Genomic DNA, 16786 nt, shown 5'->3' on the forward strand with positions numbered 1-16786 from the left:
CAGAAAATCTCCGTACAGCCCGTTCAGACTACAATTGATCCACTGGATCAATTGCTTGACGGCTTCACATCGTCAGGCTCATAACCTGAAGCGCACAGGTTCAAATCATACTCCCGAAACCAAACTTTAAAGCCGGATATCAAACACTTAACCTCGCACAACGCGAGGTTTTTTGCGTTCACACCATCGCCGCTGCAAGCACTGTGGAAGGAATAAAGGAACGTATTCACCTTCTATAGTGAACGGTAAACGTTACCTGTAACCCCTGATTGAGATCTTTCAGTAAGCGTTGCATCTGACCGCAAGGTGACATTCTAAATGTTTCGAAAACAGAGTCTTGTAGTGGCGCTAGACGCCCAAATTTTTGGACATCGCCGCTTATCTAGTGGAAGAGGATGACTGGCTGCTTTTGCGGTCAAAACAGTGGCCTAATATTAGAGGCAAAGACTATCGTTGTAGAGACAGCAGCTGGGGCTGCGTATCAGCCCATGTAACATCCATCACTGGTCAGGCTGTTCTGTCTCAGCCAGCTTGGCTGCCACCTTCTAAAAGCTGGGGAACTCTATACCAAATGAAATGAGGTTATGTGGGGTATCGGGCTATCGACTGGAGCTAGACGATCGCTTAAACGAAGCGGCAGAGGCCTCAGTTACCCGTTTCGGGGCGCTAAACTGCCTTCCTTCAGGCAAACCGAAACAGTCAACCCACCTTCTTTCCCTTCAGACAGCTCCAAAATCGCTCCGTGATGATCGGCAATCGCTTTCACGAACGCCAATCCCAGGCCATTTCCTTGCCTCGAACGAGATCCATCCAATGTGAACAATGGCTGTAGAACATTCACCCGATCTCTCGCAGGGATACCCGGTCCTGTGTCTGCAATAGTCAACCTGTTGCCTTCGGTCTGGATTGAAACCAGAGCGCCATCGCCTGCGTATCTTATTGAATTCTCGATAAGGTTTGACCCGAGTTGCAGCAACAACTGGCGGTCGCCGGTCACGGTTCTGCAATTTCCAAGGTTCAGCGTGAGGGATTGCCCCGCTTCTTCCACACTGTCCGTGTAGAGATCATATAGCTGCTGCGCTATCGCATTGAGGTCTATCGGCGACATATGTGATTGGTCGGTACCTGCCGACAATCGCGATATGCGCAGGATGGCATCGAACGTACGCATGACTTTATCAGCCTTTGCAATCGCTTTTTCCTGCTCCGGGCCGTTCTCAATGTTGTCCAGTGCGAGGTGCAGTTCACTTAGAGGCGTCCGAAGCTCATGTGCCACATTGCGGGAAAAATCTCTCATCTGTTGGACAGAAGTTTCCAACCGGGTCGCGGCGGTATCAAAGCCGTGCATCAGGTCGTCCATGTCATCTCGTGATGACTGAGGTTGGATCCGATGGCCTAGATTGCCAATTGCTATTTGCTCGAATGCGCTTTGGACTTTGTTGATACGTCGCTGCTGAACAAGCCCGAGAAACACCCCAACAACCAGCGTCGCCATCACAGTCGCAATGGTGATCGGCCACATAATCTTGGGCAACAGATCCAATGCATCCTCAATTTCATGAATGGGTGTGAACACCGCCAATCGATCCGGGCCTATGTCCGTGACCAGAACTCTCCACAGATCCGGATCATCTTCCCACTCATGATAGGCATCGTGATCTTCGAAGTTGTCAGAATCCACGGGTGCGAAGCGACGATCGTGAAACAGTTCGGCCCGGGTTAGATTTTGAAATCCCAGTGTCTCAAAGACGACGCTTCTGACGGGGCCAAAATTCTCACCCAGGGCAGACAGATACCCAAAGGATACTCCGGAATGAGCAGTAATCAGATTGTTGAATATTGAATCGCCCGGTCCGGATGCCGTTGCCGCACTCTCGAACCTCTGCGCATTCAAAGCCAGATCATCATCAATCGCATCAAAGACCTGGCGCGTAAGCTCGAACCGCAAAATGCTGCCTGCAATCAGGATGATCGCAAGGAACACCGCCGCAAGAAGCAGGGTGTTTCGCAGCGCACTCATGCGCAGGAGCTTTCTAAGTACCGAATACATAGCCTGCCCCGCGAACCGTTCTGAGCAATGCCGTATTGAAGGGCTTGTCTATCTTGTTGCGCAGTCGACTTACGTTTGTGTTCACAACATTTGTTTCGGGATCAAAGTTGATATCCCAAACTTTCTCCAAAAGCATGGAGCGCGTTAAAACCCGGCCTCTGTTACGCATAAAGACCTCGAGCAACCGGATTTCCTTGGCATGAAGCTCGATGATCTGATCACCCCGGCGGCAGGTCCGCGCGAGCAGGTCCAGTTCAAGGTCTTCGTATTTCAGCGTGGTTTCTTCGTTCGCCTGTATGGCTTGGGACCGGCGGCAAATCGCGACTATCCGTGCTGTTAACTCGCTGATTGCGAATGGTTTTGCAAGATAGTCATCTGCACCAGCTTCTAGCCCTTCAACGCGATCGGTTACCTCGTTCAATGCCGTAAGCATCAGAACAGGTGTTGTGTTCTTGGCAGCACGCAATGCTTTGAGAACCGATAATCCGTCAAGTTCTGGAACCATCCGGTCAAGGATAAGCACGTCATAACTACGAGTTGTCGCTGCGAAAAGGGCATCAGGCCCGTTTTCGAAGCAATCCACGGAATGCCCGGCCTCTTCGAGGCCTTTCTCAACCCGCTGGGTAATTTCCAAATTGTCTTCGAGTAGTAGCAGTTTCACCCTGATCGCACCCAAAACTAAGTTCAGGAGGCAATGTATATCACCTCCTGAAAAGTTTAGAACTTAATGATCATCATCGTGGTCATCATGTTCGAAGTCATGATCATCACCATCATCATCGTCGTCATGATCCAGTTCCTCCAGCATCGCGTGCAGTGCTTCGGGGGAGGCTGCTGAGATCGTATTGTTGGCGAGCACTTCGCCGGACACGCCGTCGATCTGAAGCATCGTGTGAGTTGTGTTGCTCTCGAGTTCGGCAACATAGACAGGGCTGTTGCCGTAGTGATCCACTTCAAGCGCCACCAGATTACCTTCTGCAGCACCGGTTGCGATTTCCATTGCCTTGGCAAACGGGACGGAGGGCGAGATCACTTTTTCTGTCCCGGCTGGTTCGGCCGAAACGAACGTGGATAGCGCCAGAAGAGACAGGCCAGATGCAGCGGCAATCGTCATTTTCTTTAGGATAGAGGAGTTCATGGTGTTTCCTTTTTGTCAGCGAGGTTCTCGGCTCGCATGACAGAAAATAGGCACCCGAAGTTTCATGCAGATTCGTTCCGGAATACGTCTGTGTTATCTTTTGGTTGTTTGCGGCAGCTCTCCGCTCGGAGCTTTTCTGCGTGGCAGGGTTCCTGATACCTGTATCTGCAGACTCGCGTTAGGCCTCCGGCAAACTCAGGCTACGATGAACAGTTCAGCCAGATGTTCCGATGGTCAAAGTGTCCCAATCCAGTCCGAACTTCTGCAGGTACTTTCGTAATCGATCCGCATCATTCTGAGTTTTGCGCTTTTGTCGTGACACCGCAAACAGCATCCGGCCTGCGGCACTGATGCTGGGCGCGTTCTGACAGGTGTGTATGACCTTGGCCAATTGCACCATGTCAAAGGGGTCGATATCGCTGGCGGCTTCGCCAAGTACCTTCCGCACCAACGAGAAATCGGTGTCTGTAGCAGCTGCAGACCAGCCGGTTTGCAGGTTCAAGATCTCATCCTCGACCATAGCCCGGGTGATCCGTCCGCGGGGTGCAAGGGTGCACAGGCGTTTAACCGATCCGCTAAAGTCCCTAAAATTGCCGGGCCACAAAGTGGCGGGGTTATTTGCGAATTTCAGATAGGCATCATGCGCATCGGCGTTAAAGCCGACCCGCGTGCCCAGGGCGCGTTCTGATCGGGCGAGTTCGAACATCAGATTGGCTTCGATATCTTCGCGGCGCTCGCGCAGGGCAGGGAGCCTGAAGTGCCACATGTTCAGCCGCGCCAGCAGGTCCTGACGAAACTGTCCGGCAGCGGCCAGCATATGCAAATCGCGATTGGCGCCAGCAATGATCTGGAACCGGCTGGTGATTTCGTGGTCCGAACCCAGGGGGTAGAAGCGCCCGGTTTCAATGGCATGCAGCAGGACGGATTGTTCGTTCCAGCCCAACTCGTCGATCTCATCCAGAAAAAGCACACCGCCATCCGCCTCTCGCAGCAATCCGCCGCGTTCGGATCCGGCCTGCCCCAGATAACTGCGCCGCTGCCCGAACAGCGTCGCCTGCGCATCGGGCCCATTCAGTGTGGCACAATTCACGTGAACCAGCCGCCCCTTGATACGGCGCCGATCAAGCTTGAGGTTGTAAATCCGTTCAGCGAGTTCCGTTTTTCCGGTACCGGTTTCGCCCAGCAACAGGATCGGCTCGTCCGAGTTGCTGGCGACCACTTCGATCCGATCGATAAGGGCATTGTACTGCCTGTTGCGCGTCTCGATTCCACCTTTCAACTGGTCACTGTATTCGCGTGATAGCTGATCGAACCGCTGCTGCAGCGCGTTGTAACGGCTGAGATCCAGATCAATGATATCGAATTTGGGTGTGTCATCGTCCGGTCCGGGCGGACCGGTCTGGATCAGTCGTGCAGGGATGTGGCGGCTTTCCGTCAACAAAAACCAGCAGATCTGTGCCACGTGGGTGCCGGTGGTCAGGTGGACGTGATATTGCTCACGATCTTCGTCAAACCCATAGCTTCGGGCAAAGTCGAACAGTTTGCCATAGACCTCCTGAAAGTCCCATGGATCAGCCAGGTCCATTTGCTGCAGCAGAACTTCGGTTTCAGGAGACAGCTCTGCGATCTCTTGTTTGACCTGATGAGCGAGGCGATTGAATTTCCGGTCATACAGAAGTTCAAGTCGGTCGACGTCAAAATGATCATGCGAGACGAGGCTGGGCGTCGGCTTCCAGCGGCGTTTCTTGCCCATATCCAGTTGGGTGCCGAGGAATCCGATGATGACGTTCTTCATTGCTATCATTTTCTATAAGAAGCGATAATTCTGGATATTAAAACAACAACCCATAAAGCTCAAATTTGTAATTAATCCTTTAAAAACAAGGCTTTGTGTCTGTATTGGGTTTTTCTCCGCACAATGCCCGCGCCATGGCAAAACCTCCTCATACAAAATGAGGACAAGAAAATGGCGAACAAATCCGTGTTTGCATCGATCAAGGGCCGGTTGCTGCCAAAGGCAACTGCAAAGAACGCGCATGGCGCACCGGCATATGCTTATTCCGATGCCCATGCTCTGGCACAGGTCGCCGTGACCGGCACTTTCGGGGGCATGTTCTATCAAACGCCGCAGGAAGAGCTGGAATACGTTCTGGATGTGGCCGAGGCCGTTGAGCCGAGGTTTCTTGCGCAGACGGCGATCTATGCCCGCCAGTCGGGCTACATGAAGGATATGCCAGCGGTTCTGCTGGCCATTCTGGCCCGGCGTGACCCGGTGCTGTTCCGTTCGGCGTTTGGCCGGGTAGTGGACAACGGCAAGATGCTGCGCACTTTTGTGCAGGTGATCCGGTCGGGTCAGACGGGGCGTAAGTCTCTGGGGTCAGCACCGAAAGCCATGGTGCAGAACTGGCTGAACGCCGCGCCTGACCGGGCGTTGCTGAACGCCAATATCGGGAATGACCCGTCACTGGCCGACGTGATCAAGATGGTGCACCCGAAACCGGCCTCGGCCGAACGGGAGGCGCTGTTTGCCTGGATCGTCGGGCGGCCGTGCAATCTGGCGCGGCTGCCACAGGCCCTGCAGGACTGGATCGCGTTCCGGGAAACCGGGAAAGGTCAGATGCCGGATGTTCCGTTTCAGATGCTGACGCAGCTGAATCTGACGCCACAGCACTGGGCGCAGATCGCGCGCAAAGGCTCGTGGCAAATGGTGCGGCAGAACCTGAACACGTTTCAGCGTCACGGCGTTTTCGATGTGGCAAAGAACGTTGATCACATCGCCTCATTGCTGCGAGACCCGCAGGCCATCGCCAAGGCACGTGCTTTTCCGTACCAGTTGATGGTGGCGGCGCAAAACGTGATGGCGGATATGCCACGCGAGATCGTGGACGCGCTGCATGATGCGATGGAAATCGCGGTGCAGAACGTGCCAAAGGTCGCGGGTCAGGTCGTCGTGTGTCCGGATGTGTCGGGCTCGATGACATGGGCCGTAACCGGGTATCGTGCCGGGGCAACCTCTGCCGTGCGCCACGTGGATGTGGCGGCACTGGTGGCGGCGTCCTTCCAGCGCGTGAACCGCGGATCTCAGGTGCTGCCGTTCGACTTCGATGTGCGCAATGTACGTCTGCAGCCGCGCGACACGATCCTGACCTATGCCGAGCGTTTGGCCGCTCTGGCCGGTGGTGGGACAAACTGTTCCGCGCCGCTGAAGTGGCTGAACGAGCATGGTCGCGTGCCGGATCTGGTGGTGTTCGTGTCCGACAACCAATCCTGGGTTGATGCCCGGGGCGGCGGGCAGGGGACCGCGATGTTGACCGAGTGGGAAGTGATCAAACGTCGCAACCCGAAGGCCAAACTGGTCTGCATCGACATCGCCCCATACGGGACCACACAGGCACAGACACGGTCCGACGTGTTGAATGTCGGCGGGTTCTCGGATGCGGTCTTTGACCAGATCGCTGCCTTTGCCACCGGTCGAACCGGCCCCGATCACTGGGTCGGCGAGATCGAAAAGATCGAACTATAAAAACGGGTCAGGCGGAATGCCTGTGGGACTACAGCCTTGAACTCTGTTAGATGTCTCACAAATCACTTGTCCGCCTGACCCGACAGATAATTCCCGGCGAATGCCGATGGGCCTACAGGGTCTGCCAAATTGGGTTCACGCCCCAACGTTGCTCCTTGCGGCGAGCTCAGTGGAGAGAGCGGGTGGAGAGATTTGCTCATTACGATTTGTCGCCGGGACCTGACAACATCAGGCAGAATGCCGGTGGGACTACATCGCTGTTTACGATCCGCGCCCGTAAAGGGCGCTGTCTCACCAACTCTTGTCTGCCTGACCCGAAATGAAAGGAAAACCCCGGCGAATGCCGAAGGAACTACATGGCGCAACGGGGACAGGCCGAGCGGGTTCAACTCCCCTCCGTGCCGGCGCCCAGACGGTAAACGCATCTGCCCATTCAGATGCGGGGCGGGCCTCCCAATTGTTTCTTCATCCCTTGTCGCCGGGGCCTGAGTTTGAGTGAGTGAATATTATGAAGCAAGAAACCACATTCGACCCTGTAACCGGGGAACATCTGAAAGACTGGGGACATCGCCCCGGCAAGCAATTCCCAGTCCTGCTGGCGCGCGCGAATGAGATGCGGGCCGAAGGGTTCGGGCTGGTGCGGATCCGGCAGGAGCTGGAGGGCGAAATCCCACCGGCACCGGTCACGATGGATCCGCGCCTGCCGGGCGAAGTCACCTTTCACGAAAACATCGAGGCCACTGATCCCGATGAAGAGGGCAACGTCGCGAAAGTGCGTGAGACGATGACCGCCCTGATGCGGACGCCGACGATCGAAGCCGGTGCGATCATGCCCGATGCCTGTCCGGCGGGGCCGGTTGGAACGATCCCTGTGGGGGGTGTGGCCGCCGCTCGCAATGCGATCCATCCGGGGATGCATTCGGCGGATATCTGTTGTTCGGTGATGATCACGGATCTGGGCGATGCTGATCCCAAGACGGTTCTGGATGCAGCGCAATCGGTGACCCATTTCGGACCCGGCGGGCGCCCGCAGGGCAAGCGGTTTACAACATCGCTCAAGCTGCTGGATGCATTCCGTGAGAACCCGTTTCTGGACAACCCGAAATCTCTGCGCATGGCGCAGGAACATATGGGTACCCAGGGTGATGGAAACCATTTTCTGTTCGTCGGTCGGTCCCGCAAAACCGGACGGACTGCGATCGTAACCCATCACGGATCGCGTGGTCCGGGGGCGGTTCTGTACAAGAACGGCATGGTTGTGGCCGAGCGGTTCCGGAAAGAGCTGTCGCCAAAGACTGCCAAGCAGAACGCCTGGATTCCTGCGGACACCGAAGAAGGACGGGATTACTGGGAAGCACTGCAGCTGATCCGCAAGTGGACCAAAGCCAACCATAACGCGATCCATCAGGCCACGGTCGAGGCGGCACGCGTTGGGGAAGTTGGTGAAAGGTTCTGGAACGAGCATAACTTTGTGTTCAAGCGTGGTGAGCTGTTCTTCCATGGCAAGGGCGCGACCCCCGCCTGGGGTGATTACGCCGCTGATGCCACGGGGCTGACGCTGATCCCGCTGAACATGTCCGAGCCCGTACTGGTTGTGCGTGGTAAGGACGCGGATCACGGGTTGGGGTTCAGTCCGCATGGCGCGGGGCGCAACTTCTCGCGCTCGGAGCACAAGCGGCGCATGGGGTCGGTCACGTCCGAACAGATGCTGCGGGCCGAAACCGACGGGCTGGATATCCGGTTCCACGCCGGTGCGGTCGATGCGTCGGAACTGCCATCCAGTTACAAAAGTGCCGATAGCGTCGTAGCGCAGATAAAGTCGTATGATCTGGCCGAGATCGAAGACTATATCGATCCCTACGGCTGCATCATGGCCGGCGACGTTCCGCCGTTCTGGAAGAACCGAAAGAAGGGGCGGAGGTAAGGATACTGGCGTCCGCTTCGTTGGTCAGATGCGACGATTCAGCGAGCAAATGGCCTCGCTTTTAAGCTTGAACAATTGAGCGGGGCGCGCAGTCGCTTTGCTCTTTTGTCCGACAACGGGCTCGATCAGGTTCATTTCGTCCATCTTTCGGCGGAAGGCGCTGTCGTTCAGGTTCGTCCCGAGAACAAGCTCGTATGTTCGGCGTAGTTCAGAATAGGTGAACGTCGGCGGCAAAAGGAACGCCGGAAGATTAGACCAGCTCCCCTTGGCCCGAAGCCTGTCAGTAGCTGCCGCAACAATGGCATTGTGATCAAAGGCCAAATCTCCGGGTTCGTCGACAGGCACCCACTTCAGCGCGGTTTCAGTTGGCCTCTCGCCGCGGACCAACGCGTAATAAACGACGGTCGCTGACCAACCGCGCGGGTCCCGGTCAGGGCTGGAGAACGTGCCCAACTGTTCACAGAACACACCATTTAGACCTGTCTTTTCCCGGATGATGCGCAATGCAGTAGCTTCTGTATTGGCATCTTCATCCGTGTAAACGAAGCCGCCCGGTAGGGCATTGCTTCCGGAATAGGGGGCATCTCCTCGCTGAAGGATTCCGACCCAAAGCGTTTCTTCCCGCAGCTCCAGAAGCACAACATCAACAGTCAGAATGGGGGCAGGGTAGATTGTCATCCAAAATACTTGACTCATATGTCAGCAAGATGCAACTTGCATTTTGCAACTTGTATGGGGAATCTACTATGTTGGATCAGTTGGACACTCCGCCCTTAGTTGTTCTGTGGCGCGTGATGGACACATGTAACCTCGCTTGTCCGTTCTGCGCGTATGATAAACGGTTGGCGTTTCCGCGCTCTGCGGCCTCCCCCGCAGAAGTTAGCCGGGTGATCGGGCTGTTGGCTGGTCTACAACAAGCCGAAGGTCGCAAAGTCATGCTGAGCTGGCTTGGCGGTGAGCCGACCCTCTGGCAGGATTTCGGAAGGATGGCTGGCCAGGCGGCGAAGGCAGGGCTGACGCAAAGCCTGACCACCAACGGCACAACGCTCGGCTCAAGCAGCTTGCGCGCGAGATTGGTGGATCAGTTCGATGAAGTGACACTTAGCGTCGATGCAATCGGTCAGCGCCACGAGGACCTGCGCGGCTGGTGCGGAGGGTTCACAAAGCTGGAGCGCTGGGTTCCGAAGCTGGTAGAGGATGCTTTGGCAAAGAACAGTGCGTTGCGCGTACGGGCAAATGTCGTGCTGATGCATGACACGCTTGGCGAATTCGAAAACCTGTGTGCCGTGCTGGCGGATTGGGGTGTTTCCCAAATCACGTTCAACCAGCTTGGGGGTCGTGACAGGCCAGAGTTCTTTCCCAAAAATCGCTTGACCGCTGATGACGTTACCAAGTTAAAGAGGGTCCTCCCAGGTCTCAGATCAAGGCTGAAGAGCCGGGGGGTAGAGCTGCTTGGTGGTGATCCGTATGTCGGGCGGATAGCTGACTCTGCCAAAAACGTGGCGCTGAAAATCGACGATTGTCAGGTCGCCCGCAACTTCTTGTTCATAGATGAAAAGGGCAACATAGCACCCTGTGCTTTTGTCGAGGACTATTTTGGTGTCACCACGGCCGACGTGCAGAGCGTTGCGCAATTTTCAGCAATACCCGGACAGCTGTGTGCGATTCAAAAGCGCTGTCCTGCTGATGCTTGCAAGAACTGTATGAGCACACAGCAGTTTTCAAAGTTTGCAACGGAAATTGAGCTGCGAGTGTAAGGCTGCTCGGGGTGAGACTTTCAATCTGAATAAGCCGCATTTCGCTGCGCAGCGATTCTGTTGGTCATTTCCATCCGATCGCACAAATGGTCTGTACACTCCGTCCTGTCCTCTTCTAGTGTCTCGCCAAATCCGCTTCAGGGAACTCAGTAATGAAAGTCGCCACAGCCGCCTACGATCTCGATTGGCTCGACAGTTGGGCACAGTATGAGGACAAGCTTGACCGTTGGGTTTCAGAGGCGGCGGGGCAGGGGGCCGAGTTGCTGGTCTTCCCTGAATACGGCGCAATGGAATTGTCGACACTGGATGGTGCCGAAGTTGCCGGAGATCTGGAGCGTTCGATCCGTTCGGTTTCAGATCGGATGGGGGATGTACAAAACCTGCATACCCGCCTCGCGAAAGAGTACAAAACACACATTCTGGGTGCATCCGCCCCGGTTCTTGAAGGTCCCGGCCGTCCCGTAAACCGGGCCAAGCTCTACACGCCAGAGGGCGGCCTCGACCATCAGGACAAGCAGATCATGACGCGTTTCGAACGAGAGGACTGGGACGTCGCTCCCGGCGGTCCGTTGAAATTGTTCGACACCGCACTCGGCAAAATCGGTGTGCTGATCTGCTATGACAGTGAGTTTCCCTTGCTGGGCCGCGCCCTTCAGGAGGCCGATTTGATCCTGGTGCCATCCTGCACCGAAGCGCTGTCAGGGTATTGGCGTGTGCGCATCGGCGCAATGTCACGCGCCCTTGAAAATCAATGTGTTACGGTCATGTCATCACTAGTGGGCAGTAATGAATGGTCCGAAGCGGTGGATATGAACACCGGAACAGGTGGTATATTCGGCCCACCGGATACCGGCTTTCCTGAAACCGGCGTCCTGGCCGAAGGTCAGCTGAACAAACCGGGCTGGACCTATGCCGAGGTCGACTTGTCGGCGATTGCTCATGTCCGCGCAGATGGCCGTGTGCTGAACCGGTCGCACTGGGTTGAGCAGGACAGCCGAGTCGATTCGGTCACATTGTGTCGCCTTTAGGTGATTCCACCCTTGAAATAAGGCCGAAATAGGCTCATTTAAGCGCACACACTGCAGATTCTGCAGGTGCAACGTAATGATGGAGACAACATGGCCAAGGAAGATACGCTCGAATTTCCCGGTGTCGTGAAGGAACTCCTGCATAATGCGACGTTTCGGGTCGAGCTGGAAAACGGCCATGAGATCATCGCACATACGGCAGGCAAGATGCGCAAAAACCGCATCCGTGTTCTGGCCGGCGACAAAGTTCAGGTCGAAATGACCCCTTATGATCTGACCAAAGGTCGGATCAACTACCGCTTCAAGTAACCGCTGCCGCAATGGCGTTTATCTTAGGATCGGGCAGCCCAAGGCGGCTGGACCTGTTGGCCCAGCTTGGCGTGCAGCCCGATGCAATTCGTGCGCCTGACATCGACGAAACCCCGCTGAAAGGTGAGCTGCCGGTTCCCTATTGCAGCCGCATTACGCGTGCAAAAGTGCAGGCAATTCAGGCGGATAGCGATGACGTCACTCTGTGCGCAGATACCACAGTCGCGTTGGGTCGCCGCATTTTGGGCAAGCCTAAAGGCGTGGGCCAAGCAGCCGAATTCCTGCATGCCTTGTCAGGTCGGCGACACCGCGTAATTACTTCGGTCGCTGTGCGGCGTGGCGACAAAATACTGCAGCGCGACGTTGTTTCTCAGGTCAAGGTCAAACGGCTGTCAGATGTTGAGATCAACGCTTATCTGGCAACCGGGGATTGGCAAGGCAAAGCAGGCGCTTATGCCATTCAAGGGCCGGCCGGAGCTTTCATTCCGTGGATTTCGGGTTCGTTTACGGGCATCGTAGGACTGCCCCTGTCTGAAACCGCCGCCCTTTTGCAAGGTATCGGCTACCCCCTGTATCGTGAGGCACCATGAAGGGTCGCACCATCGTTCTTGATCACATCGACAATCGCGAAGCCGCAGCTCTGATGGTTGATGGCAAGCTGGATGATTTCCTGATTGACGGAGACGCCCCGCGACTGGGGACGATCTATCGCGCCCGGGCCGACCGCCCTGTCAAAGGACAAGGCGGGATGTTTCTGACAACACCGGATGGCCCGGCCTTTTTGCGGCAGGTAAAAGGGTTGGCTCCGGGCGCTATGCTTCTGGTTCAGGTGACAGGGTATGCTGAATCGGGAAAGGCGCTGCCGGTAACCGACCGCGTCCTGTTCAAAAGCCGATTTGCGATCGTGACGCCCGATGCGCCGGGTCTGAATATCTCACGCAGCATTCGTGACGAAGATGAGCGGGACAGACTGCTGGAAATCGCACACGAGCAGATGGGCGACAGCAAATATGGCCTGATCCTGCGCTCATGCTGTGCCGGAGAGGATGCTGAAGAGATTGCCGAAGATATCAGCGCTATGCTGGTACAGGCGGATCAGGTTCTTGCTGACGAAAGCGCTGAGCCTGAAGTGATGCTCGAGGGCGATGGCCCGCATGTGCTTGCTTGGCGCGAATGGACAGAACCCGCTGACGTTGTGACGCAATCCGGTGGATTTGAGGACCATGGCGTCCTTGATGCGCTCGATACCGCTCGTGGAATCTCGGAACCTCTTCCCGGTGGAGGGCATTTTTACATACAACCCACCCGTGCTCTGGTTGCCGTTGATGTGAACACAGGCGCAGACACTTCACTGGCTGCCGGAACAAAAGCAAACTTTGCCTGCGCCAAGCTGTTGGCCCGGGCACTGCGTGTGCGAGGATTGGGTGGCCAGATTACCTTGGATCTTGCGCCGATGCCCAAAAAAGACCGACGCGGTTTTGAATCATCGCTGCGGGCCGCATTCAAAGCGGACCCGATGGAAACGACCCTGGCCGGCTGGACACCTCTTGGCCACTTCGAGCTTCAGCGTAAACGCGGTCGAATTCCATTGTCGGAGGTGTTGAAGTGAGTTGTCCGATCTGCGGCGAGGACACCGTGACAAAGTTCCGCCCGTTCTGCTCGAAACGCTGTGCCGATATCGATTTGGCCAAATGGCTGAATGGCTCCTACGCTGTGCCATCACAGCGTGAGGAGGACGTTGAAAGCGAAGAATCTCTGGGTGAAAAGAGCTTACAGCGCCCGCATTGAAAAAATGTAAAAAAGCCTCTGGACACTGCCTGGTGCAAGTCATAGAAGGCCTCCACCCAACGACGAAAGTCGTTCCCGTGCCCGGGTAGCTCAGGGGTAGAGCAGTGGATTGAAAATCCTCGTGTCGGTGGTTCGATTCCGCCCCCGGGCACCATTTATCAAATAAAATTAATAAGTTGGTGGCGTTGCTGCAATAGTGCCTCGTTGGTTGACCCTCGGGGCTGCATCTAATCTACTTCCCGCCTAACATCGAATGTGCTCAGAGTTCGGCGATCCCACGCCACGTGGCGCTTCATCATGTAGATCAAAAAAGGAGTGCGAGTCTTATCCGTGGGCGTGTGTTGGTGCCCTCGTTCTTCCGCGAAAGACTGTCTCGATACTTTGATGAAGCAAGTGGATTAATTGAGTTGAGAAATGTTCGCTCTGATCTCTAGTGCATTGTCGTCGGGCACGACATATCAAGCGTTCATCTGATGAATTCTGCGACTTGGTAGGTCTCTGGCTTTGATCGCATGCGACTTCATTGAACCCGCATTTCCCTTCTGTGCAAGCCTGCGCCGGAACTGCGTGAAATCCCTGCCATACAAAGGTGCCGGATCTGCCCAGCTTTACGACTTTTGCCCAGAGCTCTGTAGGAGCTACAGCAAGTGAGTGAAATATATCGGTTGAATGGTGCTGCTGGAGAGAATTGAACTCTCGACCTCTCCCTTACCAAGGGAGTGCTCTACCTCTGAGCTACAGCAGCGCTGTGGCGGGTGATTAGACTCAAACGAAACAGGGTGCAAGGGTGTCTGGACGGTTTTTTTCGCCTCCTGTAGAGAAAGATCATGGCAGATAAAAATTCACCTAAAAAACACGGCAAATCCGGGGACGCGCGCGAAGATCGGCTAAAGGCCGCATTGAAGGCTAACCTTGCACGGCGTAAGGCGCAGGCGAAGGCGCGAGCGACTTCTGATACCAAGCCGGATCAGGACGAGGGATAAGAGCAGATGGATTCGATTCTAGTTACGGGCAACGGCCCGCTGAATGGCCAGATTCCGATTGCAGGCGCTAAAAACGCTTGCCTGACGCTGATGCCGGCAACTTTGTTGAGCGAAGAACCGCTGACGCTGACCAATGCGCCGCGGCTGAGTGACATCAAGACTATGTCGCTGTTGCTGCAATCGCTGGGGGCCGAGGTTTCTGCGCTGCAGGACGGGCAGGTGTTGGCCATGTCCAGTCATGACCTGACGAGCCACACGGCAGACTACGAAATTGTGCGGAAGATGCGGGCGTCCAATCTTGTGCTGGGCCCGATGCTGGCGCGGCTGGGACAGGCCGTGGTTTCGCTGCCGGGCGGATGTGCCATTGGCGCGCGGCCGATGGACCTACACGTCGAAGGGCTCGAGGCTTTGGGGGCAGAGATCGAGCTAAAGGATGGTTATCTGCACGCCAAGGCGCCGGGTGGGCTTAAAGGTGCAGTGCATGAGATGCGTTTTGCCTCTGTTGGTGCGACCGAGAACATCGTTATGGCCGCAACTTTGGCAAAGGGAACTACGGTTCTGAAGAACGCCGCGCGTGAGCCTGAGATTGTCGACCTGGTGGAGTGTCTGCGCAAGATGGGTGCGCAGATTTCGGGCGAGGGAACTCCGACTATCGAAATTCAGGGCGTGGACCGTCTGCATGGCGCGACGCATCAGGTTGTGACCGATCGGATTGAGCTGGGCACCTATATGCTGGCCCCCGCGATCTGCGGTGGTGAGGTTGAGTTGCTGGGCGGTCGATTAGGGCTCATTGAATCCTTTGCGGCCAAACTGGATGCTGCCGGTGTGAGTGTTGTGGAGACTGAAAAGGGGCTGAAAGTGTCCCGTAAGAATGGTCGTGTGAACTCAGTCGATGTTGTCACCGAACCGTTCCCCGGATTCCCGACAGATCTGCAGGCGCAAATGATGGCACTGATGTGCACGGCTGAGGGTACTTCGGTTCTGGAGGAGCGCATCTTTGAAAACCGCTTCATGCACGCCCCCGAATTGGTGCGCATGGGCGCGAATATCGAAGTGCACGGAGGGACCGCGACTGTGACCGGTGTCGAGAACCTGAAGGGCGCCCCCGTTATGGCAACGGACCTGCGTGCTTCGGTCTCGCTGATCCTGGCCGGATTGGCAGCGGAAGGCGAGACAACAATCAGCCGGGTCTATCATCTGGACCGCGGATATGAACATGTGGTGCGCAAGCTGGAAGGCGTGGGTGCAAAAATTGAACGGATTAAGGGCTGATGACAGACGCAACCTTTGAAGAAGGGCGCGAAGCCCCCCTGAACCTTGGAGCCGAGGATGCAGATGACCTTGAGGTGATCTCGACCCTGACGCAGGATGCTGTGTTCCCGGTCACCGAGATGACATGGCGTGCCTCAGAACGTCGTTTCGGGCTGTTGCTGAACCGCTTCCGCTGGGAAGACAAAGATGCCGCCGCGCGTCGCGGTCGGGCCTTTGAACGCGTGCAGTCGTTGCTGGTGTTTGATTCTGTCTTGTCTGTTGCGAGTCAGGGTATCGATCGCGGCGACAAAGACACCATACTGTCGTTGATGTCCGTTGACTTCGAGGCCGGAGAAGATGGCGCTGGAGAGGTTCTGCTGACATTGGCCGGTGATGGTGCGATCCGTTTGTCGGTAGAAGCCATTGAAGTCACGCTCAAGGACGTCACGCGCCCGTATCAGGCTCCGTCCGGGCAGGCTCCGCACCACCCGGAGTAAATGCAAAACAAACGTGGCATATCGCAGGCATTTTCTGAAGTGCCCAAGGCTTTGGTGCTGCGTCGTGCATCCGTTTTTGATGTATTCGATCTGAGCCGGGTCCTGATCCGTTCGATTACGCAACTTTGTACGGTCGACCATCAGGGCGATCCGGAGAAAATCTCCCTTTGGACAGCCAATAAAGATCCTGCCACGATCCGCGTGTGGATAGAGGCAGGCTCGCAGATATGGCTGGCAGAAAACGGCGGACGTGTTGCCGCTGTTGGTGGATTGTTCGAAACAGGCAAGATTTCTTTGCTGTACGTTGATCCTGCACATACGGGGCAGGGCATCGGTTCTGCTTTGCTGAACCGACTCGAGCACGAATTGGCATCTGGTGGTTGCAAAGAAGCACAGTTGGAGGCCACGCGAACGGCGAGAAAGTTTTATCTGACCCGAGGCTGGCAGGACTCTGGCCAGAGCCAAGACTGGAACGGTATTCCACAGTTCCCAATGCGCAAATCGCTGCACCTGACGGACTGAGGGTTGAGGCGCCAGC

17 protein-coding genes and 2 tRNA genes are annotated in these 16786 nt (G+C 55.9%); 13 read left to right on the forward strand and 6 right to left on the reverse strand.

What is annotated here, in order from left to right:
- Positions 1 to 649 precede the first annotated feature (649 nt).
- From ACR0CW_RS00005 to rtcR, 4 genes are all read right to left on the reverse strand, one after another.
- Positions 650 to 2020, reverse strand: a complete 1371-nt coding sequence (locus ACR0CW_RS00005; RefSeq protein ID WP_480786398.1) for a sensor histidine kinase — start codon at positions 2018 to 2020, stop codon at positions 650 to 652.
- 13 nt (positions 2021 to 2033) lie between these two features.
- On the reverse strand, positions 2034 to 2711 hold the full coding sequence (locus tag ACR0CW_RS00010; RefSeq protein WP_480786399.1) for a response regulator: 678 nt from the start codon (positions 2709 to 2711) through the stop codon (positions 2034 to 2036).
- A gap of 63 nt (positions 2712 to 2774) precedes the next feature.
- A complete protein-coding gene (locus ACR0CW_RS00015; RefSeq protein WP_480786400.1) occupies positions 2775 to 3188 on the reverse strand; it encodes a PepSY domain-containing protein in 414 nt (137 codons plus the stop codon).
- A 214-nt stretch (positions 3189 to 3402) separates the two neighbouring features.
- Positions 3403 to 4983 carry an RNA repair transcriptional activator RtcR gene (rtcR, locus tag ACR0CW_RS00020; RefSeq protein ID WP_480786401.1) on the reverse strand — a complete coding sequence of 527 codons (1581 nt, stop codon included), beginning with the start codon at positions 4981 to 4983 and terminating at the stop codon, positions 3403 to 3405.
- 171 nt (positions 4984 to 5154) lie between these two features.
- Here rtcR and ACR0CW_RS00025 point away from each other — a divergent pair, with 171 nt between their 5' ends.
- A complete protein-coding gene (locus ACR0CW_RS00025) occupies positions 5155 to 6711 on the forward strand; it encodes a vWA domain-containing protein (protein ID WP_480786402.1) in 1557 nt (518 codons plus the stop codon).
- Between the two features lie 508 nt (positions 6712 to 7219).
- Positions 7220 to 8635, forward strand: a complete 1416-nt coding sequence (locus ACR0CW_RS00030) for an RtcB family protein (protein WP_480786403.1) — start codon at positions 7220 to 7222, stop codon at positions 8633 to 8635.
- A gap of 24 nt (positions 8636 to 8659) precedes the next feature.
- On the opposite strand, the gene ACR0CW_RS00035 is transcribed toward ACR0CW_RS00030, so the two are convergent.
- Entirely contained in the window at positions 8660 to 9313 is a 654-nt protein-coding gene (locus tag ACR0CW_RS00035; RefSeq protein ID WP_480786404.1) for an NUDIX hydrolase, read from the reverse strand.
- A gap of 68 nt (positions 9314 to 9381) precedes the next feature.
- Here ACR0CW_RS00035 and ACR0CW_RS00040 point away from each other — a divergent pair, with 68 nt between their 5' ends.
- The 7 genes from ACR0CW_RS00040 to ACR0CW_RS00070 all read left to right on the forward strand — a co-directional run bounded on the left by ACR0CW_RS00040 (position 9382) and on the right by ACR0CW_RS00070 (position 13671).
- Positions 9382 to 10392 carry a radical SAM protein gene (locus ACR0CW_RS00040; RefSeq protein ID WP_480786405.1) on the forward strand — a complete coding sequence of 337 codons (1011 nt, stop codon included), beginning with the start codon at positions 9382 to 9384 and terminating at the stop codon, positions 10390 to 10392.
- 152 nt (positions 10393 to 10544) lie between these two features.
- Positions 10545 to 11420: a carbon-nitrogen hydrolase family protein gene (locus ACR0CW_RS00045; RefSeq protein ID WP_480786406.1), complete on the forward strand. Its 876-nt coding sequence runs from the start codon at positions 10545 to 10547 to the stop codon at positions 11418 to 11420.
- 90 nt (positions 11421 to 11510) lie between these two features.
- Positions 11511 to 11729: a translation initiation factor IF-1 gene (gene infA / locus ACR0CW_RS00050; protein ID WP_480786407.1), complete on the forward strand. Its 219-nt coding sequence runs from the start codon at positions 11511 to 11513 to the stop codon at positions 11727 to 11729.
- 11 nt (positions 11730 to 11740) lie between these two features.
- The gene (locus ACR0CW_RS00055) at positions 11741 to 12319 is read left to right on the forward strand and encodes a Maf family protein (protein ID WP_480786408.1); all 579 of its coding nucleotides are present in this window, start codon (positions 11741 to 11743) and stop codon (positions 12317 to 12319) included.
- Positions 12316 to 13338 carry a ribonuclease E/G gene (locus ACR0CW_RS00060; RefSeq protein WP_480786409.1) on the forward strand — a complete coding sequence of 341 codons (1023 nt, stop codon included), beginning with the start codon at positions 12316 to 12318 and terminating at the stop codon, positions 13336 to 13338. The genes ACR0CW_RS00055 and ACR0CW_RS00060 overlap by 4 nt, the downstream gene beginning before the upstream one ends.
- Complete coding sequence (locus ACR0CW_RS00065) at positions 13335 to 13517, forward strand: DNA gyrase inhibitor YacG (RefSeq protein ID WP_480786410.1); 183 nt, start codon at positions 13335 to 13337, stop codon at positions 13515 to 13517. Before ACR0CW_RS00060 ends, ACR0CW_RS00065 begins: the two co-directional genes overlap by 4 nt.
- A 79-nt stretch (positions 13518 to 13596) precedes the next feature.
- Positions 13597 to 13671, forward strand: a tRNA-Phe gene (locus ACR0CW_RS00070).
- A 516-nt stretch (positions 13672 to 14187) separates the two neighbouring features.
- On the opposite strand, the gene ACR0CW_RS00075 is transcribed toward ACR0CW_RS00070, so the two are convergent.
- Positions 14188 to 14262 (reverse strand) — tRNA-Thr (locus ACR0CW_RS00075).
- Positions 14263 to 14344: 82 nt separating this feature from the next.
- Between ACR0CW_RS00075 and ACR0CW_RS00080 the strand changes: the two genes are divergently transcribed.
- Genes ACR0CW_RS00080 through ACR0CW_RS00095 form a run of 4 tightly spaced genes read left to right on the forward strand, consistent with a single transcriptional unit; the run spans position 14345 to position 16770 of the window.
- The gene (locus tag ACR0CW_RS00080) at positions 14345 to 14500 is read left to right on the forward strand and encodes a hypothetical protein (protein ID WP_170331131.1); all 156 of its coding nucleotides are present in this window, start codon (positions 14345 to 14347) and stop codon (positions 14498 to 14500) included.
- A 6-nt stretch (positions 14501 to 14506) separates the two neighbouring features.
- Positions 14507 to 15772 (forward strand): UDP-N-acetylglucosamine 1-carboxyvinyltransferase, encoded by a 1266-nt coding sequence (murA, locus tag ACR0CW_RS00085; RefSeq protein ID WP_155143285.1) that lies wholly within the window; start codon positions 14507 to 14509, stop codon positions 15770 to 15772.
- Complete coding sequence (locus ACR0CW_RS00090; RefSeq protein WP_155143286.1) at positions 15772 to 16248, forward strand: DUF2948 family protein; 477 nt, start codon at positions 15772 to 15774, stop codon at positions 16246 to 16248. The genes murA and ACR0CW_RS00090 overlap by 1 nt, the downstream gene beginning before the upstream one ends.
- Positions 16249 to 16770, forward strand: a complete 522-nt coding sequence (locus ACR0CW_RS00095) for a GNAT family N-acetyltransferase (protein ID WP_480786411.1) — start codon at positions 16249 to 16251, stop codon at positions 16768 to 16770.
- The last annotated feature ends 16 nt before the right edge of the window (positions 16771 to 16786 follow it).

Source organism: Ruegeria sp. CH6 (assembly GCF_056537005.1).